This is a genomic window from Streptomyces sp. NPDC090445 (genome assembly GCF_044769385.1).
Taxonomy (GTDB): Bacteria; Actinomycetota; Actinomycetes; order Streptomycetales; family Streptomycetaceae; genus Streptomyces.
Genome location: NZ_JBIVXV010000035.1, coordinates 25,376 through 48,034 on the forward strand (window position 1 = coordinate 25,376; position 22,659 = coordinate 48,034).

Genomic DNA, 22,659 nt, shown 5'->3' on the forward strand with positions numbered 1-22,659 from the left:
AGCCGACGTCAACGCGGCATCAGTGATCCGCTCGGTTGGTGTCAAGACGGGCCGGGGCCGTTTCGCCCGTGCGATCCCCGGTGTTCGCTGGCGACGCGAGGTTGAGGGTCTGCGGAGAGGTCGGATACGGGTGGGCACGGAGACTGTCGTAGGCATCTTCATCGCGGTGGGCCTCGTCGGCTATCTGGTCCTGGCGTTGTTCTTCCCGGAGAAGTTCTGAGCATGAGCGTCGCAGTGGGAACGGTCCCGGCAGCGGCGCCGGGCAAGGCCCACCGGAGGCCGGATGGGGCCCGCCGCCGGGTGCCGCGGCGTGGACGTGGCCGCCGGATCGATCCGGACCGCGGGACCCTGCCGGCCAGGCAGCCGCAGGTGGTGCTGATCGACAAGCCCGCCCACGCCAACGTCCCCGGGGCGGGTCGGCATGCGAAACGCCGACGGGACGTCGAGGACATCCTGGCTGCCGGGATCGACGTGGTCACGGCGCTCAACATCCGGCACCTGGAGTCGCTCGGCACGTCGTCGGCAAGATCGTCCCGATCGGCGGACCGGAGGGCGAGAACCCTCATCCGCCGGGCAGCCCGCATGGCCGTGGGCGACGAAGCACCCACCGCCCTCGTCGACTTCGCGACGGCGGAGACGCCACGCAGCTCGTGCTCGGGGAAGACCCTGTCGTCCCTGGCGGGCAGCATCGTCCGCGGCGACCAGACCGAAGGTCCGCCTGACCGAGGCCGGCGCTGGGAGGGGTAGCCCATCAGGCGGACGACAGGCTGCGTACTGCTGTGCTCCGGGGGGCGGCCACGAGCTGCGCACCCCGCCGGCGGGTCCCGGCGTGGCCACGGAACTCGATCGCGGCCGGGGCTTCCCGGCCCCCGTGCCGTCCGTGGGTGCGTGCGAGCGCCTCGACGGTGGGCCGGTCGGCCCCCGGCCGTGGCCCACAGGGCCCTGCTCGTGCGCGTGCCCGAGCGCTCACACTGGAGAAGGGTTCCACCCGACCTGCACGCCCCCCAGGGCGGCGGGCAGGAGCCATGACCGAACACGGGCGAAGGAGCCGGTCATGCCCGCATCTCGCTACACCGTCAGTGACGTCATGACACACACCGCCATCGCCATCGGCCGCGAAGCGTCGTACAAGGAGATCGTCGAGCTGATGCACGAGTGGAAGGTGAGTGCGCTCCCCGTGCTGGAAGGTGAGGGCCGCGTCGTCGGGGTGGTCTCCGAGGCCGACCTGCTGCCCAAGGAGGCGTTCCGCCGCGAGGAGCCCCTCCTGCCGGACCAACTGGAGGAAGCCTCCAAGGCGGGTGGCGTGCTCGCCGAAGACCTGATGTCGAGCCCGGCGGTCACCGTTCACCCGGATGCCACCCTCGCGGAGGCGGCCCGCATCATGGCCCGCATGCGCGTCAAGCGCCTGCCGGTGGTGAATGAGGTCGGCATGCTGGAGGGCGTCGTCAGCCGCAGTGACCTGCTGAAAGTCTTCCTGCGCCCGGACGGGGAGCTGGAGGAGGAGATTCGCCGGGCCGTGCTGGCCGAACTCGCGCCGGGTGTGTCCCTGGACTGCTCCGTGCAAGACGGTGTCGTCACCCTCCGGGGACCGCTGCACGACCGCGCTCTGGTGCCGCTCCTGGCCCGTGCCGTCCGCGCCATCGAGGGTGTCGTCGACGTCCGCCTGGAACTCGACGGGGCGGCCTCGGCCGCAGCATAGGCGCACACGGCTCCGCCCGACACGAGGGCCATCGTTCCGGAGGAGTCGCCGCGTCAGATGGTGCTGGTCCGCCGCTTCGAGGGTCGGGGAGGCCCTCCGATCGAAGCAGGAACATACGAAACAAAAACGAATGCAATAACTCGCGAAAGTTCACTTGTCGAAAATAAACGGGCGGTCAGCAGCCTGGCGGAAACTAACCCTTTAGGCTGACCATCACTTCCCGGACTGACGCATGCGGATGCCAGTTGCGGGGCATCCACGGAAAGCGCGGCCGATTGCAGGGGCATGCCAGAAATCGATGTACCGACCCCCAGGGAACCCTCACGGGTGAGGGGACTGGAACTCGCCAGGACCTTGACCGAGGCGCCACTGGGCCGGATCTCCGGAACGCTGCTGGTGGCCGGAGATCCCGGTGGATCGTTCCACCTCAGGGGCGGCGCGATCGTCGAGGTGGTCTCCCCGGGTGCCCCCGGGGCGGAGACCCTCCTCCTGCGGTCCGGACGCGTCAGTGAGGCGGACTGGGCCTCCGCGGCCAGGTCCTGCCCCGCGGAACGTCTCATCGGAGCCGAGCTCGTCGCCCGGGAACTGGTCGGCGCCGCGGAATTGCAGCTGATATGCACGGCAGCCGCGCTGGACGGCGCCCTCGCCGTCGGAATGGGCCGGATCGACGGCTTCAGCCTGGAACAGGACACGCGCGACTGCCGGCTGGCCGCCCTCCAGGCCATCGAACCCGACTGGCTGGTACAGGAGGCGGAACGGCGGATCCGGGCTCTCGCCTCGCGTCGGCGTCCCTTCTCGCCCTTCCGCACCCGGCTGGGCCGGACCGACGCCGGCACCACGTCGCTGGACGCCACGGCCGCCGGTGAGCGTCGGGAGATCCTGCTCCGGGTCAACGGCCGACGCAGCGCCCGGGACATCGCGTTCCTCCTCGGCCGGAGCCTGTACGCCGTGGCAGTGGAGGTCTCCCGGCTGCTGGGCGAGGGGCTGGTCGAGGCGGTGGTACCCGCCCGGTTCAAGGACTCCCCCGTCAGGCCTGCCACCGTCGCGGGCAACCTGCCGCGCCGTCTGCCCGGGGCGAGCGGCATCACCGACATCCTGCCGCTCAGGCCGGCGGCCGGTCTCTGACGTCATCCGACGGCCGCTGATCGGGGCCTGCCGGTCCCGCGGCGAACACTGCCGAGCGCAGTCGGCGGCACCCACAGAAGAACGAACACGACAGGAGAGCAGTGACAACCAGGAAAGCCCAGCTGGTAGCAGAGGTGAGGACACTGAGGGACCGGGTCGTCGGCGTCACCGACGTCGTGGTGGCTTCCGTCGACGGCCTGCTGATCACGGCGGAGACCGACGACACCGCCGAACCCGAGAGTCTGGCCGCCCTCACCGCGGCCACCCTCAACATCGCCCGCCGGGCCGGCTCCATGACGAGCAGGGGCCTGCTCCACCACACCGTGTCCCGGTTCACCGACGGCTACCTCGTCACCCACACCCTCGGTGACATGGCCTTGATCGGGGTACTCGGTGACGCGGGCATGGACATCGCCCGCCTGCACACCGAGGCGCAGGCCTCCGCACAACGCATCACCACCTTGCTCACCAAACCCTCCGCCGACGCAGCCGCCCCTGGCGACGCAGCAGCGGGGCAGACCGACGGAACCGAAGAAGGAGCACGATGAGCGGGTCGGAAGCGCGCGGAACGCAGACCATGGCGGGGCGGGTCACAAGCCTTGTCAAGGCCTTGCGCACCGAGGTGCCGGACTGTGTGGCCGCCGGAGTCATCGACATGTCCACCGGAATGCTGCTGTCGGTGGAGACCGTCGACTCGCATCCGCCGGAGGTGCTCGACATGCTGGCGGCGGCCACCCTCGACCTCTTCCAGGGCCGCAACGTGCTGATGATCGAAGGGATCTTCAAGGAGCGCCGCGGGGTCGTCAGCGACCGGCACTACTTCCAGGAGATCCTTGTCAACAGCGACAACCTCACGCATCTCTTCCTCAGGGTGGACAGCACCGACGAGGTCGTGGCCGTCGTCGTGTGCCGCAAGTCGGTGAACGTGGGCATGCTCTTCGCCCAGGCCCGCCGAGTCCTGAAGGACCAAGGGCAGTTGTAAGGCGGCCCCTTGCCTGTACGTGCGCGCCGAGCAGGGTGCTGGGTGACACTCCGCCCATGAGTGCTCCTGCGCCCGTAAACCTGACGACCGCCTCCCGCTCGCGCGCGCCGTCCGCCGCCCGGCCCGGCGGCGGACGGCGCGCGAGCTCCCCCGGCCGGCGGCAGTCCCTGGCCCCGCCCGGGCCCTCCCGCACGACCTGCTTCATGAGCGAACCCCCCTTCGGGCGCTGCTGTCTGCGGTTCCGCTGCGGCGTGAGGTCGGCTGTGCCGGGCAGATGCGGTCCGGGAGACCGTCGCGCGCAGCGCGCCGGAGCGGAAGCCCGGCAGTTCCCCGACGCCGGAAGGTGAAGTCGTCGCGTACCCGCTTGTGCAGCGCGCTGAACTGCGGCGCGGAGAGTGTCGGCACGTGGGAGCGGTCGTACGCCCCCGAGGCGACCGCCGCGGGCGAGCGCGCACACGCTGGGCGGCCGCCGGGGACCTTGTCCGTCACCGCACCGCGGGTGCGGGCCATGCCGGAGCCGAGGCTGTGGATGCCCGGAACCTCGCGGGTGGCCATCCCTGCGATCTCCTCGACCCGGACGACGATGTGCCGGCCGTCCGGGCTTCCGAAGGGGATGAAGACGCCTTTGCCGTCCTGGTCCGCCGGCACAGCAGTCGCCTGATCGCCTTGGCCCGGCATCTGGTCGGCAACCGGGCGGACGCCGAGAATGCCGTTCAGGACGCTTTCCTCAGCGCCTGGCGGCGGCTGCCGGAATTCCGTCACGGCGCCTCACTCGGCACCTGGATGTACCGCATCGTCACGAACCGATGCCTCAACACCATGCGTCACCGGCCTCGACCTCTGCCGTTGGACAGCGTCCCCGAACCCGCCGCCGCGGATGCGCACAGCAGCGCGTACTGCGCCTCCAAAGCCGCAGGGCGTAGCGGGGCGTGCCGCGGGGGTGTTGCGCTGCTCAGGGTGTGTCGGCAGGCGCGGCGGCGGTTTCGGTGTGTCGGGCGAGCCGGCTGGGCCACCAGCTGCGGGGGCCGATGTCGATGACGAGGGCGGGGACGAGGAGGGAGCGGACGACGAGGGTGTCGAGGAGGACGCCGAAGGCGACGATGAAGGCGATCTGGACGAGGAAGGCCAGGGGGATCACCATCAGGGCGGCGAAGGTGGCTGCCAGGACGACGCCGGCGGAGGTGATGACGCCGCCCGTGGTGGTCAGGCCCCGCAGCACGCCCTGGCGGACGCCGTGGCCGAGGGTTTCCTCGCGGACTCGGGACATGAGGAAGATGTTGTAGTCGACGCCGAGGGCGACGAGGAACACGAATCCGTACAGCGGGACGGAGGCGTCGGTGCCGCTGAAGCCCAGAAGGTGGTCGAAGACGAGGGCCGAGACGCCGAGGGTGGCCACGAAGTTGAGGGCGACGGTGGCGACCAGGAGCACCGGTACCAGCAGGGCGCGCAGGAGCAGGATGAGGATCAGCAGGATGATGCCGAGGACGACGGGCACGATGACGGTGCGGTCGCGGGCGGCGGTCTGCTGGGTGTCGTACTGCTGGGCGGTGTGGCCGCCGACGATGGCGTCGGCTCCGGGGATCGCGTGCAGGCGGTTGCGCAGCCGCTCGACGGTTTCCTTGGCCGCGTCGCTGTCCGCGGCCGCCTGGAGGGTGGCGTCGATGCGGACACGGCCGTCCACGACCAGCGGCTCGCCCGCACCCGGCCGCCCCGAGGAGGTGGCGGTGAGGGCCACGGCGACCCCTTCGGTCTTCTCGGCGGCCGCCTGGACCTCGGCTGTCTTGCCCGCGTCGGTGATGATCACCGCCGGCTGGCCGGAGCCGCCGGGGAAGTGCCTGCCGAGGGTCTGCTGTGCGGCGACGGACGGCGGATCGTTGACGAAGATCTCGTCGAGGGGCACGCCTTTGGAGGACAGGGCCGGGAAGAAGGCGGCGAAGGCCAGGAGCAGGAGCGTGCTGGAGGCCCACACCCGCCGAGGCGCACGATCGATCACACCGGCGATGCGGCGCCACACCGTGTGGCCCTCAGCGGTGGTGTCGGCCGGCTTCGGTGCGGCCGGCCAGTAGGCGGCGCGGCCGAGCAGGGCCAGTACGGCCGGCAGGAACGTCAGGGTGCTCAGCACCGCGCAGGCAATGCCGATCGCGCCGACCGGGCCCAGTGCCTGATTGTTCGTCAGATCGCTCGCGAGGAGCGCGAGAAGGCCCGGCGCGACGGTTGCGGCACTGGCGACGATGGCGCCCGCCGACCGGCGCACGGCCGCCGCGGCCGCGGTGATGCGGTCGCCACGGGCAGCGAGTTCCTCCCGGAACCGTGCGGCCAGCAGCAGGGCGTAGTCGGTCGCGGCGCCGATCACCAGAATGGACAAGATCCCCTGGACCTGTCCGTCGACCCGCACGAGGCCGCGATCGGCCAAGGCATAGACCACCGCGCAGGCCAGGCCGAGGGCGAACACGGCCCCGATGATGATCACCCGTGCTGCTGCGCCGGATGAACGCCGAGTTCAACCGGATCGCCCAGGAGTTCGCCCGGTCGCAGGGTCTGCACCTCACCGACGTCCAAGCGCTCATCGCGGTCCTCGATGCCGAGCAGGACGACGATGTCGGCCCCATGACCCCGGGCCGACTGCGAGAGCAGATGAACCTCACCTCCGGAGCCGTGACCGCCTGCCTGGACCGCCTGGAGAGTGCCGGTCACGTGCGCCGGGTCAGGGCGGCCGACGATCGCCGCGTCGTCCACGTTCACTACGCCCGCGCCGGACGGGCAGCGGCTCGCGAGTACTTCCGGCCCCTGGCGGTGGGAACCGACGCCGCACTCGGCCGGTTCACCCGCGACGAACTGCACGTGGTGGTGCGCTTCCTGAGCGAGTTGAACCACCAGCTCGCCCTCGTACGGCGCTAGCTGTGGCGGCCCGTCCTCGCGGTGCGGCCGCTAGCGGCCCGGGCCACCTGGAGGGCCACTTGGACCACCTCCTGCGCTGCAGCCGGGCGGACACGGACGACGACACGTGCCTCGACGGCGTGTTCGTCCGATGCGGAGAAGGCAGGAACGTGCAGCCCCGCACGCCATGACGCACCCCCTGCCGCGCCGGGGGGTGGCCGTACGGGGACTGCTTGCGTAAGGTCGAACGGCACTCTTTGGAAGGACGATGCCCATGCCGGCCGAGAACGAGCGGGGAGCCGGCGTGACCGCCGGGCACCCGCAGGAGCCACCGCTCACGGTGCAGGTCCACCGCACAGACACGCGTGGGGCGGTCTGCCGTGTCGCCGGAGACCTCGACATCGAGACCCTCGCACCAGCGGAGGAGTCACTGTCCGACCTGGTCGGGCAGGGCCCGCCCGTGCTCGTGATCGACCTCGAACGGGTCGGGTTCTGCGATTCGTCCGGCTTGAACCTGCTGCTCAAGACACGTGCGGCGGCCCTGGAGGCGGGAATCGGCTTCCGGCTCGCCGCGGTCGCCCCGCCGGTGATGCGCGTTCTCCAACTCACGGGTGCGCAGGCTGTCTTCTCCATCCACGAATCGGTCGACGCGGCCCTCGTGGTATGAGCGGCCCGTACGTCCCGCTGCGGAAGGGCATAAACCGAGCGCGCCGGGGCATTCGACCGGACGAACCGCATTGCGCGGTCCACGACGTCACGCCGACACTGGAGGGTACCCGCACATGACGACCAGCCCGGGCACCCTGGATGACGGCAGCCCCGGCGGGAGTACGCTCCCGCCGGACGGCCGACGACGGTGCCTGCTGCTGGCCGGGCTGCCCACTCCGGTGGCCCGTGCCCGGGCGTTCACCGCGCAGGCGCTCGACGACTGGTCCTGGTCCACGGTCGCATACGGGGTGGACCAGCAGGTCACGGAGGACATCGTCCTCGTCGTGGCCGAGCTCGTGGCCAACGCCATGCTGCACGCTGGCGGACCCCTGGAACTGGTCCTCGACGCCGCCGGGTCCCGGCTGCGCATCGAGGTCAGCGACGGCAGCGCCTCCCTGCCCGCGCCGCGCCGCCCCCACCAGCCGGCCCAGCCCGGCGGGCACGGCCTGTTCATCGTCAGGCGGAGCTCCGACCGCTGGGGCGCAGAGCGGCACGGGCGGGGCAAGACCGTCTGGGCGGAGTTCGACATCGCCGGCCCGGCACCCGGCCGATAGGCCTGCCGGCGGCCGGCAGGTCGCCCGGCCGCCGGCGGCGGCATCGGGGCATGCTCGTGTCCTGACCGCCACGGCCCGCGCTCACGCCGCGCCCGGACGGCCGGGCGGGCGTGGCGGTCAGGACGCGAGCATGCCCTCGCGGAGGCGGGCCAGGGTCCGCGACAGCAGGCGGGAGACCTGCATCTGCGATAGGCCGAGCTCGGCGCCGATCTCGGCTTGGGTCATCTCCCTGCCGAACCGCATGGCCAGTATCCGCCGGTCGCGCTCGTCGAGGCGGGCGAGCAGCGGGGCCAGGGTGGTGAAGTCCTCGAAGAGCTCCATGGCGGGGTCGGTCTCGCCGAGCGTGTCGGCGAGCGTCCGACAGCCCGGACGGACGGAGCCGGGCTGCGCGTCGGCGTCCACTGCGGCATCGAGGGACTCCGACGCATAGCCGTTCGCCGCGACCATGCCCTCGATCACCTCCTCCTCCCCGATGCCGAGGTCGTCGGCGATCTCGGCCACGGTCGGAGCCCGGCCGAGGAGGTCACACAGCGCCTCCTGGCTCTTGGCGATGTCGGCGCGCAGCTCCTGGAGCCGCCGCGGCACGTGGACCGCCCAAGTGGTGTCGCGGAAGTACCGTTTGATCTCGCCCACGATGAACGGAAGGGCAAGCGTGGTGAATTCGACGCCCCGGTCCGGATCGAACCGGTCGATGGCCTTGATCAGCCCGATCGTGCCGACCTGCACGATGTCGTCCAGCTCCCCCCGGGCCTGGGCGGTCCGGTTGCGGAAGCGCCGCGCCGCGTAGCGGACCAGGGAGATGTTCATCTCGATGAGCGTGCCGCGCACGTACTGGTACTCGCGCGTGCCCTCCTCCAGCGAGCGGAGCCGCACGAGGAAGACCTTCGACAGCTCCCTGGCGTCGGCCGGGGCCAACTCCCGCGGCTGGGTGTTCGGCGGCAGCACGTCGAGGGCGCCTGCTGCTTCCTGGGCTCCGAAGTCCGCTTCCGGCACCGCCTCGGCGAGGCCGGCCGGGTGTACGGACGCGGCAACTACTGCGGAGCGAAGCATGGTGAGGCCCCTTCTGCTGACGGCGGACGGCTTTCCGCGCCCCTGCCCCGCATCCGCGTCCTTACGCGCTCAGGATTCCTTTTCGGTTGTCCTGCAGTCCGGTTCAGGCCACGGAGGGCCGGTCGCCGAGCGGTGGCGCGCACGGTGCCCGCGTCCGCCCCGCCGCGCCGGAGTTGCGCTGTGGTCCGGCCGACCCGGCAAGACGGCCCGGGGCGGGCGGTGCGGCATCGCGAGGAACGGCAGACCGCTTTCGGCCATGTTGAGTCGAGGCTGCGTGCGGGTGCCCGTGCGTGACTTTCGGGGGCAGGCGAAGGGCGTCCCCACTCGATGCGCGTCCCTTCCCTCCCCCGGCCGGACCAACCGCCGACCGGCCGGAAAGGCGACGCCCTCTCCCAGGAGGTCTCGTAATGCTGATCACCGTCAGGGTCGCGTGGTAGCCATGACGCAGTCGGCCTCTGCCCGGCCTGCCCCTGCCGGGCGAGCGCCACCACATCGTGCGGGGCAGCACGGCGCCAGGCCTGGCTACGCCTTGACCGTGCCCCTCCCTCGGCTGCTCGGCCTCACCACCCGACCTGCCGGCAGCAGCAGCCGCTGATACCGCTGGTCGCCCGGCGCCACACGGCCGTTCCCCGGACGCGCCTCGGCCACCGGGGCCGCCCCGGCTGGTGTCCTGGAACCCGCACTTCCGGTGGTCGACGGTGCGCCGGGGCCGAGACCGTGCACGAGGACGGAAGACGGCAAGCGGTCCCGGATGACGGGCTGACAGAACGGACGGACGTATGCGCAGCGTGGGTGTGGAAGAGGAACTGCTGCTGGCGGCCGCGGACACGGGCGAACCGCTGGCCGTGTCGAGCGTGGTGCTCGCCGCGGCGGACCGGGCCGCTGCAGGACCCGCGTCCGATCCGCGCGGCGACGACCACGCGTTGGAGTCGGAGCTCCAGGAGGAGCAGGTCGAGTTCGCCACCTCTCCGGTGACGGAGATGGGCGAGCTTCAGGACGAGATCGTCCGCCGTCGCTCGGAGGCGGCACGGCACGCGGCAGCAGCCGGGGCGGTCGTCGCCGCCTTGGCCACCTCACCGCTCCCGGTCAGGCCCTCGATGTCGCCGGGACGCCGCTACGAGTGGGTGGCACGGCAATTCGGCCTGACCGCTCAGGAGCAGCTCACCTGCGGCTGTCACGTCCACGTGTCCGTGGAGTCGGACGAGGAGGGCGTCGCGGTCCTGGACCGTATCCGCCCCTGGCTGGCCGTGCTCACCGCGATGAGCGCGAACTCGCCGTTCTGGCAGGGCAAGGACACTGCGTACGCCGCATATCGCAGCCGGGTGTGGAACCGGCTCCCCTCCGCGGGCCCCACCGACGTCTTCGGGTCCGCCGACAGCTATCACGCCGAGGTAGGGGCCATGGTCGAGTCGGGCGTGCTGCGTGACAAGGCGATAATCTACTTCGACGCTCGGCTGTCCGCCTCCTATCCGACGGTGGAGGTCAGGGTGGCGGATGTCTGCCTCCACGCGACGACGCCCGTCCTCCTGGCCGCCCTGGTGCGAGGGCTCGTCGAGACGGCGGCCCGCTCCTGGCGGGCAGGCGAACCGCCGGCCCGGATCAGCACCGGCCTGTTGCGGCTGGCCCATTGGCAGGCCGCCCGGTCGGGCCTCGACGGGCCCGTGCTGAATCCGGTGTCGATGCTGCCGACCGCGCCGGTGGCCGCGCTGGACGCGCTGTGCCGACATGTCGGGCCGGCCCTGGCCGACGCCGGTGACGTGGGCCTGGTCCGGGCCGGGATCGCCGAGCTCGTGGAGCGCGGCAACGGGGCGCGCGTCCAGCGGGAGCTGCTGCGCTCGAAGGGGTCTTTGGCGGCCGTCGTCCGCGAGTGCGCGCGGATCACGACGTGCGGGACCGGCTGACGTTCCCCGGCGACGGCCCCCACCTCGGCGTGCCCCGACGCCCGATGCCGAATCGGCTCCGGGGCGTGCCCGGCTGCGGTTCGACCGCCGTGCGGCAGCAGCGAGGCGAGTCGGCGCTGGAGCGGAGAGCGCGGCGACGGCCCGGTCAGCCCGGGCAGGGCCGGGTACGGCCCGGCAGTTCGTCGACGGCGCGGCCGGTCATGGCGGTTTCACACGTTCGGAACGGTGATCACCGGGCAGTGTGCCCGGTGCAGCAGGCCGTGCACGACGGATCCGAGCCGCATGCCGGTATAGCCGCCACGGCCGCGGCGGCCCACGACGACGGCCAGGGCGTGCTCGGCCGCCCGGGCCAGCTCCTCGACCGGGTGGCCGACCAGCACCTCGTGGGTGAGGCGCACGTCCGGGTACCTCTCCGACAGCCCCGCGGTGGTCTCGGCCAGCAGGGCCCGCTGGGCCTGGAGCGCGACTTCCTCGTCGTGCAGCAGGAAGAGCGGCGGCTGCCAGACGGAGACGGCCCGTACGGCCGCACGGCGCAGGTCGGCCTCGTCGAAGGCGAAACCGGCGGCTGCGGCGGAGGAGGCGCTGCCGTCGATGCCGACGACGATGTCCGGCGGCTGCCGGGTGATGTGCTCGGCGTCCCCCACGACGACGACCGGGCAGGGGGCCTGGGCGGTCACGGGGACCACGAGGGATCCGGCGTTGAACACCTCCGCGGCCCGGCTGAGGTGCCGGGAGCCGAGCACGACCATGCGCGCGTGCAGGGCCGCCCCGGCGACGACGGGGGCGGGGTGGCCGCTGCGCAGGTCGATGTCGACGGCCACCTCCGGATGCCGTTCCCGGACCCAGTCGCGCGCCTGTTCGAGCCTTTCGGTCCCTTCCCGTCGCAGGGCGGCCTGCCGCGGGGTGTCTTCGACGTGCCGGCTGTCGTGCCGGGGCGGCATGGCGAGCACCAGCCGCAGCGGGAGCCGGCGCCGGTACGCCTCGTCGGCCGCCCAGGCCACGGGCAGGTGCCACGCCCTCACCGGGTCGATCCCGACGATGATGCCACGGGCGCCTTCCCGGGGGCCGGTCATGTCCGGCTCCCGGAGTCGGCTCCCGCGCGGGGGATGAGGAGTACGGGGCAGTGGGCGTGGTGCAGGACGCTGTGCGTGGCCCTGCCCAGGTTGCGGCCGAGTCCGAGCGTCGCCGGTGCCCGGCGGCCGCCCATGACCAGCAGGTCGGCGTGGCGGGACGCCTCGACCAGGACCCCGGCCACGGAGGTGCTCCTCTCCGCGTCGGCCTGTACGGCCAGGTCGGGGAACTCGTCGCGGACGGCCTCCGTGACGGCGTTCAGGGCCTCGACGTGCTGCCCCGCGATCTCGTCGACGTCGTCGAGCATGGTGACGACGCTACCGGTGGACTGGATCACATTCCACACGTGGAGCAGCCGCACGGACGCCTTGCGCAGTCCGGCCTCTTGTGCCGCGTACAGGGCGCAGACGAGGTCGTCCTCGTCGCGGACGGCCGCGAGGACGGTGCCGCGCTCGTCCGCGATGCCGCGCCCCTCCGGGGTGTCGCACTCCTCCGCGTCGCCGATGCCGCGGACCACGATGACCGGGGTCCTGGCACCGGCCGCCGTTTTGAGGCCGACGGAGCCGAGCATGAGGGAGTGGAAACCGCCCAGGCCGCGGTTGCCCACGACGATCGTGCCGTGGAGGCCGCCGACCCGGTGCAGGGTGGTGACGGCGTCCGTGTGGCTGAACTCCGTGGTCACACGCAGGCCGGGGTATGCGGAAGTCACGGTCTTCGCCGTGTCGTCGAGGAGTTCCCGGCCTGCGGCGCGGATCTTCTCGACGCTCTCCGACGACAGGTACAGGGCCCGGCCGTCGGTGTCGGCACCGTGGACGATGTGCAGGGGCCGGTCGCGGCGTACGGCCTCCCCGGCAGCCCACAGGGCAGCGTCGCGCGCCGGCTGCGAACCGTCCACGCCGACGATGACCGAGCTGGTGTCCGGGGTACGGATGGTGCTCTCCACGGCTCCTCCCAACCGAGAATCCGATGGGGACACTCCCACGCTGACACCCGGTTCCGCACGGGAGGAGGGCCGCCCGGGACCGCCGCCGGGGCCGAAGGTCCCCATCGCCCGAGCACGGGCCGGTGCCGCGGAGCAGGTGGGTCCTTCCGGTCCCGGGACGGGACCGTTCGGCCCTCGATCACCGGCGGGCGGCGGCGGAGGGTGAGTGGCGTACCGGCAGGACGTCGGACCCGCACGACCCGGCACGGCAGGAGGGCCTCATGAAGCACATCAAGGTGGCGGACCTGATGACCGACGCGGTCGTCTCCGTGGCCCCGGACACCCCTTTCAAGGACGTCGCGAAGCTCCTCGCCCAGTACGACATCTCCGGAGTCCCCGTTCTGGACGGCGAGGACCGGGTGGTGGGCGTCGTCTCGCAGACCGACCTGCTGGCGGCCGGCACGGCCTCGGCCCCCCGGCTGGATCCGCAGGACGGTACGCCGGCGCGGGCCCCCGCGGCGGGCGACGTCATGTCCGCGCCCGCGGTCACCGTCCACGCCGAGGAGACGGCGGCTGACGCCGCCCGGCTGATGACGCGCCGCGGCATCGAACGGCTGCCCGTCGTGGACGTGGAGGACCGGCTCGTCGGCATCGTCACCCGCCGGGACCTGCTCCGCACCTTCCTGCGCCCGGATGCCGAGATACGGCGGCGGGTCACCGACGAGGTCCTCACGGACGTCCTCGGTGTGCGGGCCGGTGACGTCGACGTACACGTGGTGGACGGAATCGTCACCCTGGACGGCCACATCGAGCGCCGGAGTCAACTGCCCGCACTCCGCAGCCTCATCGAACAGCTCGACGGCGTGGTCGCCGTGGCGTCACACGTCACCGCCCGCACCGACGACACGGCCTCCGCTCACACCGGTCCTCCACGCCACACGATGCAGTGGTGACGCGCCGGATCCCGTGATGGCAGGTGCCGGGCCGGCAGCGGCTGTTTCAGTCGTCGCCGGCCCCCTGGCCGGGGCGGAGGCGGCCGGACCAGAGGGGTTCGACGTCCTCCCACTCGGTTTCCCAAACCCGGGCGCTGCGCCCGTCCACGATCCGGAGGCGTACGAGGAGCAGGGCTCCGGCCGCGAGCACGATGCCGCAGAGCGCTGCCGTGCCCACGCCCACGGCGTTCATCGCCACGTCGTGGGCGCGCGGCGGGGCGGGGGCCACGTCGCCCCTGTCGTCCACCCACACGCGGACGGTGTCGCCCTTGCGCGTTTCGGCCGGGACGGGAACGGTCTGCGTGTGCGCGCGGTGGGCGGGGTAGTCCCAGGTGGCGGGGGCCACGGTGAGGGGCGCCCTGCCCGGCTGCCGGGCGTCGGCCAGGGAGGTGGCGTCGCCGATCGTGGTCGCCGTCGTGGCGTGCCGGTGGCGGGCGGCCTCCGCAGCGGCGCGGCTGCCGTCGGCCCACACGGCCCGCCCCACCGCGATCCCGCAGATCACGGCCAGCAGGCAGGCCAGTGCGAAGGCGACGTGCAGGCGGGTGCGGGTGCGGTCGGCATTCCGTCTGAGCGGGTTGGCCCGCGCCCCTGTCGTCCGGTGGTGCATGGCGCGCCTCCACATGGTCCTGCGAGCGCCGGGCCGCCGCCCCGGTCAGGCGGCGGCGAGCTCGGCGCTGATGTGGTGGGCCCACCCCCGGATGCGTTCGGGGTTGCGGTAGTCCCCGCCCTTGCCCTGGTGGAGCAGCGCGCGGGCGAGGAATCCGGGGGTGCGGGCCGTGACGCTGCCGCCGAAGGTCTTGTGCTCGCGTGCGCCGATGAGCTGCATCTGCCGGGCGACGGCGGGGATCGGCGGAATGTCCCGCTCCTCGGCGGAGCGGTCGAGGGGGCCGCTGCTGAACAGCCAGACCGCGCGGTGGCGCAGGGAGTCGGCGTTGCGTTCCGCACAGCGTGTGGCCTTGCCGCTCCAGTGTCCGGCGTAGAGGGAGCCGCCGAGGACGACCGCGTCGTAGTCGCGGACGTCGTGGACGTCGTTGGCGGGCAGGACGACGGCGTCGAGGCCGTCCTCGCGGAGGGTCTTGCCGATCTGCTCGGCGATGCCTGCGGTGGCACCGTGCTTCGTGCCGTAGGCGACCAGGACCTTCTTGGCGGTCATGACGGGCCTCCCTGTCTCCTGCCGTACGCGCTGATGCCACTGTCACGCGCCCGGCGGCGGCTCCGCATGGGTCGGACGGTTCCCGGCCGGGGCCATTCGGCCCTCCTCTTGCCTGCGTTCCTCGCCGCCGCCACGTGCTGCTCTTCGGCGGCGATGCCGTCCGGGGCGGACGGGCCGCGTCGCATGCGCCGGTCGGGGCCGTCCTGGTCCGCTGGGGTGGGCCGGACGGTCCCGCAGTGTGCACCGCGCGGCCCTCCCGCCGCCCATGGCCGTCGGGGCACGGTGTCGGGGCACGGGCATCGTCAGCCGGGCCGACCTCCTGAAGGTCTTCTTCCGCTCCGACGAGACCTGACCGCCAAGGTCCGTCAGAGCGTCGTCGAGCGGCTCTTTCCGCTCTCCCACGGGTCCGTCGAGGCCACCGTGTCCCACGGCATCGCCACCCTGACCGGCCGGGTGAACGACCGGGACCTGATCCCCATGGCCGAACGCCTCACCCACGCCGTCGAAGGCGTCGTCGATGTCCGCTGCCGGCTCCAGGGGCCCGCCGAGCCCTGAGTTCCAGTCCGGCTCCATGCAGGGGCGGCGGAAGACCGGAGCCTCCCGGCACGGGCCCCGGGGTGATCACCGGGTGGCGCAGATCGCCTCGACGAAGTGGCCCACCTGTTCGTCGGAAAGGTGCCGGGCGAGATCGGCTTCGCTGATCATGCCGACGAGGCGGTGCTCGGCGATGACGGGCACGCGCCGGATGCGGTGGTCCTGCATGGTGGCCAGGACCTGGTCCGCTCCTGCTGCGGCGTCGACCGTCACGGGCTTGCCTTGGGCGAGCTGCCCGGCCGTCATGTGGTTCGGGTCCTTCCCCTTGGCCAGGCACTTGAGGACGATGTCACGGTCGGTGATGATTCCGTGCAGACGGTCGTCCGGGCCACAGATGGGGAGCGCTCCGACGTCCAGCTCGTCCATCCGGCGTGCCGCATCCATGAGCGTCTCGGTTTCCTGCACGCACGTCGCACCGGCGTGCATGATCTCCCGCGCGGTTTTCATGTCTGCCTCCTCGGCTCACCCCCTGTCCAGTCTGGCTTCGGATGCACCCGTCCCGCGCGTCGGGCGTGGTGATCCGGCGCGCGGACCGCCGCGGCTCCGCCGCGCTCGGGCGAGGACGGCTCCCGATACTGGGAGGAAGGACGCCTCGGCACCGGGGAGGTGACCGCCGTGATCCCGAGGGTGTGGGGCGTGTGTCGCGAGACCGGCCCTGGTGACCACCGTGTGGCTCTCGTGCCCGGCGCCGTGCACGAGGGTCCACGCTCTCGTCCTGCGCACTCACCGTGATCGCCGGACCGCTGTGGCCGGCCTGCCCTGAGCAGAACCGGCCCGGCACACGGTCCGCGGACGGACGGACGGGCCTGCGCCGGAAGGGAACGGGCCTCCGCCGACAGGGGAAGGAGCGCGTGCATGGACCGTGCGGCGAAGGAGGTGAGTGCACCGAACCTGGTCGTCGCGCTGGGGCTCCTGGGGCGGACGGATCCGGACATCGCGGGCGGGAAGGGCGCGAACCTCGGGGAGCTGGTCCGCGCCGGCTTTCCGGTGCCCGCGGGGTTCGTCGTGACCACGGCGGCGTACCGGCCGCCCGATCTCGGCCCGCTCGCAACGGCCGGTCCGGGGGCGGTCCGCGAGGCCGTCGTGAGGACCGGGCTCCCCGACGATGTGGCCGCCGCGGTGTGCTCCGCGTACCGGGATCTCGGCGGCGCGGTGGCGGTGCGTTCGAGCGCCACCGCGGAGGATCTGCCGGAGGCGGCGTTCGCCGGCCAGCAGGACACCTTCCTCAACGTCATCGGGGAGGAGGACGTCCTGGACGCGGTCGTCCGCTGCTGGGCTTCGGTGTGGACCGACCGGGCGGTCGACTACCGCGCCGGGCACGGCATCGACCACGGCCGGGTGAGGATGGCGGTCGTCGTGCAGCGCATGGTGGACGCCGACTTCGCGGGAGTGGCGTTCACCTGCGACCCCGTCACAGGCAACCGGCACGCACTGGTCGTCGATGCGAGCCCGGGGCTCGGCGAGGCGGTGGTCTCGGGGCGGGTCTCCCCCGAGCACATCGTGGTCGACACCCGACGCCCGAAGGTGGTCCGCCGCACCGCCGGACATCGGGAGGCCTTCGTGCGGTCGCGCCCCGGCGGCGGCACCGAGCAGGTCAACAGGCCCCGTACGACCGACACGGCCCTGCCCGCCCCGGCGGTACGGCACCTGGTCCGTGTCGCCAGGGACATCGAACGCCACTTCGGCCGGCCGCAGGACATCGAGTGGGCCTGGGCCGGCGGAGAGCTGTACGTCCTCCAGACCCGCCCGATCACCGCTCTGCCCGAGCGGACGGGCCCGGCCGGGCTGCCGGACCGCTTCCGGCGGACGGTGAGCGCGATGCTCCGCGAGGTCCTGCCGGTCCGGCCCTACCCGATCGACATGACGGCATGGCTGGGCCCGCTGATCACACTGCTGGACAAGGCCGTCGAGGCGACCGGCGTCGCCTATCCCCCGGCCTCCCGGATGTTCGTCGAGGACAACGGTGTGGTCGTCCGCGTGGAGATGCCGGTCCCCCGCCCCACCCCGCGGCTGCTGACGGCGCCCGTCCGTCTCGTACGCGCGGCCCGCCGACGGGACCCTGCCCGGTGGAGGTCCGATCCGCTGATCGAGACCATGCGCGTACGCGCGGACGGGCTCCGCGCGCGGGACGTCGCGGGCTGTTCCTGGCCGGAGCTCACGGCCCTGCTGAAGGAGGGGCCGCGGATCGCCGCACCGCTGCTGGAGCTCCGGCTGCGCTACTTCCCGCGCACCCTGCTGGCGCTGGCGGTCCTGTACGCCTCGCTCTGCCTGCTGGGGCGGCGCCGGCTCACCGGTGCGCTCCTCGCCGGTGTGGACACCCTGACCGCCGACGCGAACCGCGCGCTGGAGGACCTGGCGACCGCGATCCGGGCCGACACGGGGCTGTCGGAGGCCTTCGCCCGGCGCACCGCCGACGAGCTGTGCGAGGCACTGCGCACGAGCTTGCGGGAGACGGCTCCCGGCTTTGTGTCCGGCTTCGACGCGTTCCTCGACGTGTACGGGCACCGGGACACCGTGACACCGCTGCTGCTCACGCAGGGGACCTGGCGCGACAGGCCGGACATCGTCCTCGGCCTGCTCAAGAGCCTCGCTTCCCAGGACCCGCCGCCGCCCGGACCGGACCCCGCCGAGCAGGCGGAACAGGCCCTCTTCCGGCACCCCGTGCTCCGCCTGGGGCCGGAACCGCTCCGGTCGGCGGTGCGTGTGCTGCTCCGGCAGGCACGCTGGTTCCAGCAGATCCGCGACGACACGCGGTTCCTGGCGATGCTGCCGCTGCCTGCGATGCGGCGGGCGCTGCTGGAGATGGGGCACCGGCTCGTCGCCGCCGGCGTGCTCGACACGCCGGAGGACGTCTTCCACCTGCGCCTCGACGAACTCGACGGCATCGGCAGCCGGCCACCCGCACCCGGACCCGCCGCCGGGCTGCGCGAGCGGGCCTCCGGTCGCAAGGCACGACGCGCCGGCCTCGCCCGGACACCGCTCGTCCCGCCAGCCCCCGCACAGCCGCTCGGCCCGGCACATGCCGACGTTCTGCTGCGCGGAGTCCCGGGCAGCGCCGGCACCGCGGAGGGTCCGGTCCGCGTGGTCCGCGGTCCGGACGGATTCGCCGCTCTCCGCAACGGCGACGTTCTGGTCGCCGCCTATACGAGTCCCGCCTGGACGCCGCTGTTCCGCCGGGCGGCGGCCGTCGTCACCGACACCGGCGGCGTGGCCTCCCACGCCGCGATCGTCGCCCGCGAATACGGCATCCCGGCGGTCATGGCCACCGTGGACGCGACCACGCGACTGAGCGACGGCCAGAACGTCCTCGTCGACGGCGATCACGGGCTGGTCCTCCGGCCGTAGCCACCGCCACCGGGGGTGTGCAGGACGAACACGTCCCCGGCGCGCACCTCCACCGAGTCGCAGCCCGCCATGGGTACGACGGTGCCGTCGGCCCGCTCGACGTGGTGGGCACCGAGGGCGCCCGGCTCGCCTCCCGCCATCCCGTACGGCGGTACGCGCCGGTGCCCGGAGAGCACGCTGACCGTCATCGGCTCGCGGAAGCGGATCCGGCGCACCACGCCGTCGCCGCCGTGCCAGCGGCCCGCACCGCCGCTGGCGGCGCGTACCGAGAACTCCTCGACGAGGACCGGCAGGCGCAGCTCCAGCACCTCCGGGTCGGTCAGGCGGGAGTTCGTCATGTGCGTCTGCACCGCCGAGGCCCCGTGGAACCCGGGCCCGGCACCCGCGCCGGAGGCGACCGTCTCGTAGTACTGGTGGCGTTCGTTGCCGAAGGTGACGTTGTTCATGGTGCCGCTGCCCTCCGCCTGGGCGCCGAGGGCGGCGTACAGGGCCCCGGTGACGGCCTGGGACGTCTCGACGTTGCCCGCGACGATGGCGGCGGGCGGTTCGGGGGCGAGCATCGAGCCGGGCGGGGCGACGATGCGCAGCGGCCGCAGGCAGCCGTCGTTCAGGGGGATGTCCTGGGCGATCAGCGTGCGGAAGACGTAGAGCACGGCGGCCGTGACGACCGAGGTCGGGGCGTTGAAGTTGGAGTCGAGTTGGGGCGAGGTGCCGGTGAAGTCGACGGTCGCGGAGCGCTGTGCGCGGTCCACGGTGACGCGGACGGCGATGACGGCGCCGGAGTCGGTCTCGTAGCGGTACTCCCCGTCGGCGAGGGTGTCCAGGGCCTGGCGGACCGCGTCCTCGGCATTGTCCTGGACGTGCCGCATGTACGCCTGCACCACGTCGAGGCCGAAGTGGCGGATCATCCGGTCCGCTTCCTCGACGCCCTTGGCGTTGGCGGCGATCTGGGCCCGCAGGTCCGCGAGGTTGGTGGCGGGGGCGCGGGAGGGGTGGCGGGCGCCGCCGAGCAGGGCCAGGGTCTCGGCCTCGCGCATCCGGCCGTCCTGGACCAGCAGCCAGTTGTCGAACAGGACGCCCTCCTCGTCGATGCGGCGGCTGCCGGCCGGCATGGATCCGGGGGCAAGGCCGCCGATCTCCGCGTGGTGGCCGCGGGAGGCGACGAAGAACAGGATGCGGTCCTCGTGGGCGGTGCCGCGCTCCCCGAACACCGGGCTGATCACGGTGATGTCGGGCAGGTGGGTGCCGCCGTGGTACGGGTCGTTGACCGCGTAGGCGTCGCCCGGACGCATGGTTCCGGCGCGGCGGCTCACGATCTCCCGGACGGCGGTTCCCATGGAGCCCAGGTGGACCGGGATGTGCGGCGCGTTGGCGACGAGGCTGCCCTCCGGGTCGAACAGGGCGCAGGAGAAGTCCAGCCGCTCCTTGATGTTGACGGACTGGGCGGTGGCCGCGAGGCGGGCCCCCATCTGCTCGGCGACGGAGACGAACTGGCTGTTGAAGATTTCCAGCATGACGGGGTCGGCGCGGGTCGCCACGTCCGCGGCGGCGGGGGCGGCGACCCGTTCCATGTGCAGGTGGCCGAGTGCGGTGACGGTGGCTTCCCATCCGCCGTCCACGACGGTGGTGGCGTTCGCCTCGGTGATCACAGCGGGTCCGCGGACCACCGCGCCCGGCCCCAGCCGCTCGCGCTCGCGGAGCGGGACGGTCCGCCAGGCCCCGTCGGTGTGGAGGCGCGTGGCGGGAGCGGGTGCGTCGCCGTACGCCGTCCCGGGGGCCGCGAGGTGGTGGAGGTCGGGCTGCGGTGTCAGGCCCCGGGCCTCGACGGAGAGGGAGTCGACGACGACGGGCCGGTCGAGCAGGAAGGAGTAGAGGGCACGGTGGCGCCGGCCGAACTCCCTTTCCATGGCGGTGGCTCCGGCCAGCTGCACGGTGACCGGTGTGTCGGTGCCGTCGTAGCGCAGCCGGGCGGTCCGCGTGACACGGACGGAGGCGTCGGGAACCTCCTCGTCGTGCAGCACGGCGCGGGCGGCGGCTTCGAGTTCGTCCGCGGCGGCGCCGACCGCGGCCATGTTCGCTTCGTCCAGGGGAAGTTCAACGGATTGTTCGCGTACGGTCGTCACGTCGGCGAGGCCGATGCCGAGTGCGGACAGGACCCCGGCGAGGGGCGGCACCAGCACGGTGCGGATGCCGAGCGAGTCCGCAACGGCGCAGGCGTGCTGGCCGCCGGCCCCGCCGAAGGTCGTCAGGGCGTAGCCCCGGATGTCGTGTCCGCGCTGTACGGAGATGCGTTTGACGGCGGCGGCCACGTTGGCCACCGCCACCTGGAGGAAGCCCTCGGCCACTTCCTCCGGGGTCCGCCGGTCGCCGGTGGCCTCGTGGATACGGGCCGCCAGCGCGGCGAACCCGCGCCGTACGACGGCGTCGTCCGGCGGCTGGTCGCCTCCGGGGCCGAAGACGCGGGGGAAGTGGGCGGGCGAGATGCGTCCGAGCATCACGTTGGCGTCGGTCACCGTCAGCGGGCCGCCGGCCCGGTAGCAGGCGGGGCCGGGGTGTGCGCCGGCGGAGTCCGGGCCGACGCGGTAGCGCCCGGCGTCGAAGCGCAGGATGGATCCGCCGCCGGCGGCCACGGTGTGGATGTCCAGCATCGGGGCCTGCAGGCGGACCCCGGCGACCTGGGAGACCTGCACCCGCTCGAACTCGCCTGCGAAGTGCGAGACGTCGGTGGAGGTGCCGCCCATGTCGAAACCGACGACCCGGTCATGGCCGGCCTGCTGGGACAGCCGGGCCATTCCGACGATTCCGCCGGCCGGGCCCGACAGCACGGCGTCCTTGCCGCGGAAGTGTCCCGCCGCGGCAAGCCCTCCGTTGGACTGCATGAACAGCAGCCGGATGCCGTCGAGCTCCCGTGCCACTCGGCGCACGTACCGCGCCAGGACCGGGGAGAGATACGCGTCGACGACGGCTGTGTCACCGCGCGGGACGAGCCGGGTGAGCCGCCCCGTGGCGCAGGAGAGGGAGATCTGGGGGAACCCGAGGCCGGCGGCGAGCTCCCCGATCGCGTGCTCGTGTGCCGGGTGCAGGGCGCTGTGCAGGCAGACCACGGCCACCGCGCGGATGCCGTCGTCGTACGCGCGTCTCAGGTCGGCGGCGAGGGCATCGAGGTCGGGCGGGCGCAGGACCTCGCCTTCGGCGGTGACCCGTTCGTCGACCTCGGCCACGCGCTCGTACAGGGCCTCGGGCAGCACGATCTCGCGGGCGAAGAGGTGCGGGCGGTTCTGGTAGCCGATCCGCAGGGCGTCGCGGAAGCCGCGGGTGATGACGAGGAGCGTGCGTTCGCCCGCGCGCTCCAGCAGGGCATTGGTCGCCACGGTCGTTCCCATGCGCACGCTGTGCACCGCACCGGCGGGGATGGGCTCGCCCGGGACCAGTCCGAGGAGGGTTCTGATGCCCTCGACGGCTGCGTCCCGGTAGCGGTCCGGCATCTCGGAGAGGAGCTTGAGGCTTCGCAGGCGCCCGTCCGGCATGCGGGCCACGACGTCCGTGAACGTGCCGCCGCGGTCGATCCAGAACTGCACGCCGGAGCGGGTGCCGGAGGGCATGCGCGCCTCCTCCTTCCCGCACCTTCCGTGCCTGCGGGCCGCCGCCGTCCGTTCCCAGCATGGCCCCTGCGGGGCGGGGTGCCG

Annotated in this window: 23 protein-coding genes; 14 read left to right on the forward strand and 9 right to left on the reverse strand. The window is 72.8% G+C overall.

Going from position 1 to position 22,659, the window contains the following annotated elements; translation table 11 throughout:
• Window positions 1-130: 130 nt before the first annotated feature.
• The 6 genes from kdpF (at window position 131) to ACIQUT_RS35925 (ending at window position 3,806) form a co-directional block, all read left to right on the forward strand.
• Window positions 131-220: a K(+)-transporting ATPase subunit F gene (gene kdpF, locus ACIQUT_RS35900; protein ID WP_403569344.1), complete on the forward strand. Its 90-nt coding sequence runs from the start codon at window positions 131-133 to the stop codon at window positions 218-220.
• 2 nt (window positions 221-222) lie between these two features.
• Window positions 223-747: a hypothetical protein gene (locus ACIQUT_RS35905; protein ID WP_403569346.1), complete on the forward strand. Its 525-nt coding sequence runs from the start codon at window positions 223-225 to the stop codon at window positions 745-747.
• 307 nt (window positions 748-1,054) lie between these two features.
• Window positions 1,055-1,699: a CBS domain-containing protein gene (locus ACIQUT_RS35910; protein WP_403569348.1), complete on the forward strand. Its 645-nt coding sequence runs from the start codon at window positions 1,055-1,057 to the stop codon at window positions 1,697-1,699.
• A gap of 354 nt (window positions 1,700-2,053) precedes the next feature.
• Complete coding sequence (locus ACIQUT_RS35915) at window positions 2,054-2,824, forward strand: MarR family transcriptional regulator (protein WP_403569349.1); 771 nt, start codon at window positions 2,054-2,056, stop codon at window positions 2,822-2,824.
• A 134-nt stretch (window positions 2,825-2,958) separates the two neighbouring features.
• Window positions 2,959-3,372: a roadblock/LC7 domain-containing protein gene (locus ACIQUT_RS35920; RefSeq protein WP_403569351.1), complete on the forward strand. Its 414-nt coding sequence runs from the start codon at window positions 2,959-2,961 to the stop codon at window positions 3,370-3,372.
• A complete protein-coding gene (locus ACIQUT_RS35925; RefSeq protein WP_403569352.1) occupies window positions 3,369-3,806 on the forward strand; it encodes a hypothetical protein in 438 nt (145 codons plus the stop codon). Before ACIQUT_RS35920 ends, ACIQUT_RS35925 begins: the two co-directional genes overlap by 4 nt.
• 201 nt (window positions 3,807-4,007) lie before the next feature.
• Here the strand turns inward: ACIQUT_RS35925 and ACIQUT_RS35930 are convergent, their stop codons facing one another.
• A complete protein-coding gene (locus tag ACIQUT_RS35930; protein WP_403569354.1) occupies window positions 4,008-4,568 on the reverse strand; it encodes a hypothetical protein in 561 nt (186 codons plus the stop codon).
• Here ACIQUT_RS35930 and ACIQUT_RS35935 point away from each other — a divergent pair.
• Complete coding sequence (locus ACIQUT_RS35935) at window positions 4,473-4,844, forward strand: RNA polymerase sigma factor (protein WP_403569355.1); 372 nt, start codon at window positions 4,473-4,475, stop codon at window positions 4,842-4,844. The genes ACIQUT_RS35930 and ACIQUT_RS35935 overlap by 96 nt on opposite strands.
• Here the strand turns inward: ACIQUT_RS35935 and ACIQUT_RS35940 are convergent.
• Window positions 4,759-6,276, reverse strand: a complete 1,518-nt coding sequence (locus ACIQUT_RS35940; RefSeq protein ID WP_403569357.1) for an MMPL family transporter — start codon at window positions 6,274-6,276, stop codon at window positions 4,759-4,761. The genes ACIQUT_RS35935 and ACIQUT_RS35940 overlap by 86 nt on opposite strands.
• A 17-nt stretch (window positions 6,277-6,293) precedes the next feature.
• Between ACIQUT_RS35940 and ACIQUT_RS35945 the strand changes: the two genes are divergently transcribed.
• The 3 genes from ACIQUT_RS35945 (at window position 6,294) to ACIQUT_RS35955 (ending at window position 7,945) form a co-directional block, all read left to right on the forward strand.
• Window positions 6,294-6,704 (forward strand): MarR family transcriptional regulator, encoded by a 411-nt coding sequence (locus ACIQUT_RS35945; RefSeq protein ID WP_403569411.1) that lies wholly within the window; start codon window positions 6,294-6,296, stop codon window positions 6,702-6,704.
• A 253-nt stretch (window positions 6,705-6,957) separates the two neighbouring features.
• Window positions 6,958-7,350, forward strand: a complete 393-nt coding sequence (locus tag ACIQUT_RS35950) for an STAS domain-containing protein (protein WP_403569359.1) — start codon at window positions 6,958-6,960, stop codon at window positions 7,348-7,350.
• Between the two features lie 115 nt (window positions 7,351-7,465).
• Window positions 7,466-7,945, forward strand: a complete 480-nt coding sequence (locus tag ACIQUT_RS35955; RefSeq protein ID WP_403569361.1) for an ATP-binding protein — start codon at window positions 7,466-7,468, stop codon at window positions 7,943-7,945.
• Between the two features lie 117 nt (window positions 7,946-8,062).
• Here ACIQUT_RS35955 and ACIQUT_RS35960 read toward each other — a convergent pair whose 3' ends face one another.
• On the reverse strand, window positions 8,063-8,995 hold the full coding sequence (locus tag ACIQUT_RS35960; RefSeq protein ID WP_403569362.1) for a SigB/SigF/SigG family RNA polymerase sigma factor: 933 nt from the start codon (window positions 8,993-8,995) through the stop codon (window positions 8,063-8,065).
• Window positions 8,996-9,774: 779 nt separating this feature from the next.
• Between ACIQUT_RS35960 and ACIQUT_RS35965 the strand changes: the two genes are divergently transcribed.
• Window positions 9,775-10,896 carry a glutamate--cysteine ligase gene (locus ACIQUT_RS35965; RefSeq protein WP_403569364.1) on the forward strand — a complete coding sequence of 374 codons (1,122 nt, stop codon included), beginning with the start codon at window positions 9,775-9,777 and terminating at the stop codon, window positions 10,894-10,896.
• Window positions 10,897-11,105: 209 nt separating this feature from the next.
• Here ACIQUT_RS35965 and ACIQUT_RS35970 read toward each other — a convergent pair whose 3' ends face one another.
• Both ACIQUT_RS35970 and ACIQUT_RS35975 read right to left on the reverse strand, forming a co-directional pair.
• The gene (locus tag ACIQUT_RS35970) at window positions 11,106-11,969 is read right to left on the reverse strand and encodes a universal stress protein (protein WP_403569366.1); all 864 of its coding nucleotides are present in this window, start codon (window positions 11,967-11,969) and stop codon (window positions 11,106-11,108) included.
• On the reverse strand, window positions 11,966-12,910 hold the full coding sequence (locus ACIQUT_RS35975; RefSeq protein WP_403569367.1) for a universal stress protein: 945 nt from the start codon (window positions 12,908-12,910) through the stop codon (window positions 11,966-11,968). The genes ACIQUT_RS35970 and ACIQUT_RS35975 overlap by 4 nt, the downstream gene beginning before the upstream one ends.
• A gap of 260 nt (window positions 12,911-13,170) precedes the next feature.
• Here ACIQUT_RS35975 and ACIQUT_RS35980 point away from each other — a divergent pair, with 260 nt between their 5' ends.
• Window positions 13,171-13,842, forward strand: a complete 672-nt coding sequence (locus tag ACIQUT_RS35980; RefSeq protein ID WP_403569370.1) for a CBS domain-containing protein — start codon at window positions 13,171-13,173, stop codon at window positions 13,840-13,842.
• 46 nt (window positions 13,843-13,888) lie between these two features.
• Here ACIQUT_RS35980 and ACIQUT_RS35985 read toward each other — a convergent pair whose 3' ends face one another.
• Together ACIQUT_RS35985 and ACIQUT_RS35990 are read right to left on the reverse strand one after the other, a co-directional pair.
• Complete coding sequence (locus ACIQUT_RS35985; protein ID WP_403569372.1) at window positions 13,889-14,488, reverse strand: hypothetical protein; 600 nt, start codon at window positions 14,486-14,488, stop codon at window positions 13,889-13,891.
• Between the two features lie 45 nt (window positions 14,489-14,533).
• Window positions 14,534-15,034: a flavodoxin domain-containing protein gene (locus ACIQUT_RS35990; protein WP_403569374.1), complete on the reverse strand. Its 501-nt coding sequence runs from the start codon at window positions 15,032-15,034 to the stop codon at window positions 14,534-14,536.
• A gap of 183 nt (window positions 15,035-15,217) precedes the next feature.
• Between ACIQUT_RS35990 and ACIQUT_RS35995 the strand changes: the two genes are divergently transcribed.
• Window positions 15,218-15,589, forward strand: a complete 372-nt coding sequence (locus ACIQUT_RS35995; RefSeq protein WP_403569376.1) for a BON domain-containing protein — start codon at window positions 15,218-15,220, stop codon at window positions 15,587-15,589.
• A gap of 66 nt (window positions 15,590-15,655) precedes the next feature.
• Here the strand turns inward: ACIQUT_RS35995 and ACIQUT_RS36000 are convergent, their stop codons facing one another.
• Window positions 15,656-16,075, reverse strand: coding sequence for a CBS domain-containing protein (locus ACIQUT_RS36000; protein ID WP_403569377.1), 420 nt, complete (start codon window positions 16,073-16,075; stop codon window positions 15,656-15,658).
• A 408-nt stretch (window positions 16,076-16,483) separates the two neighbouring features.
• On the opposite strand from ACIQUT_RS36000, the gene ACIQUT_RS36005 reads away from it, so the two are divergent.
• Window positions 16,484-18,973 carry a PEP/pyruvate-binding domain-containing protein gene (locus ACIQUT_RS36005; RefSeq protein ID WP_403569378.1) on the forward strand — a complete coding sequence of 830 codons (2,490 nt, stop codon included), beginning with the start codon at window positions 16,484-16,486 and terminating at the stop codon, window positions 18,971-18,973.
• Here the strand turns inward: ACIQUT_RS36005 and ACIQUT_RS36010 are convergent.
• Window positions 18,949-22,575 carry a hydantoinase B/oxoprolinase family protein gene (locus tag ACIQUT_RS36010; RefSeq protein WP_403569381.1) on the reverse strand — a complete coding sequence of 1,209 codons (3,627 nt, stop codon included), beginning with the start codon at window positions 22,573-22,575 and terminating at the stop codon, window positions 18,949-18,951. The two genes, ACIQUT_RS36005 and ACIQUT_RS36010, sit on opposite strands and share 25 nt — an antisense overlap.
• Window positions 22,576-22,659: the final 84 nt, after the last annotated feature.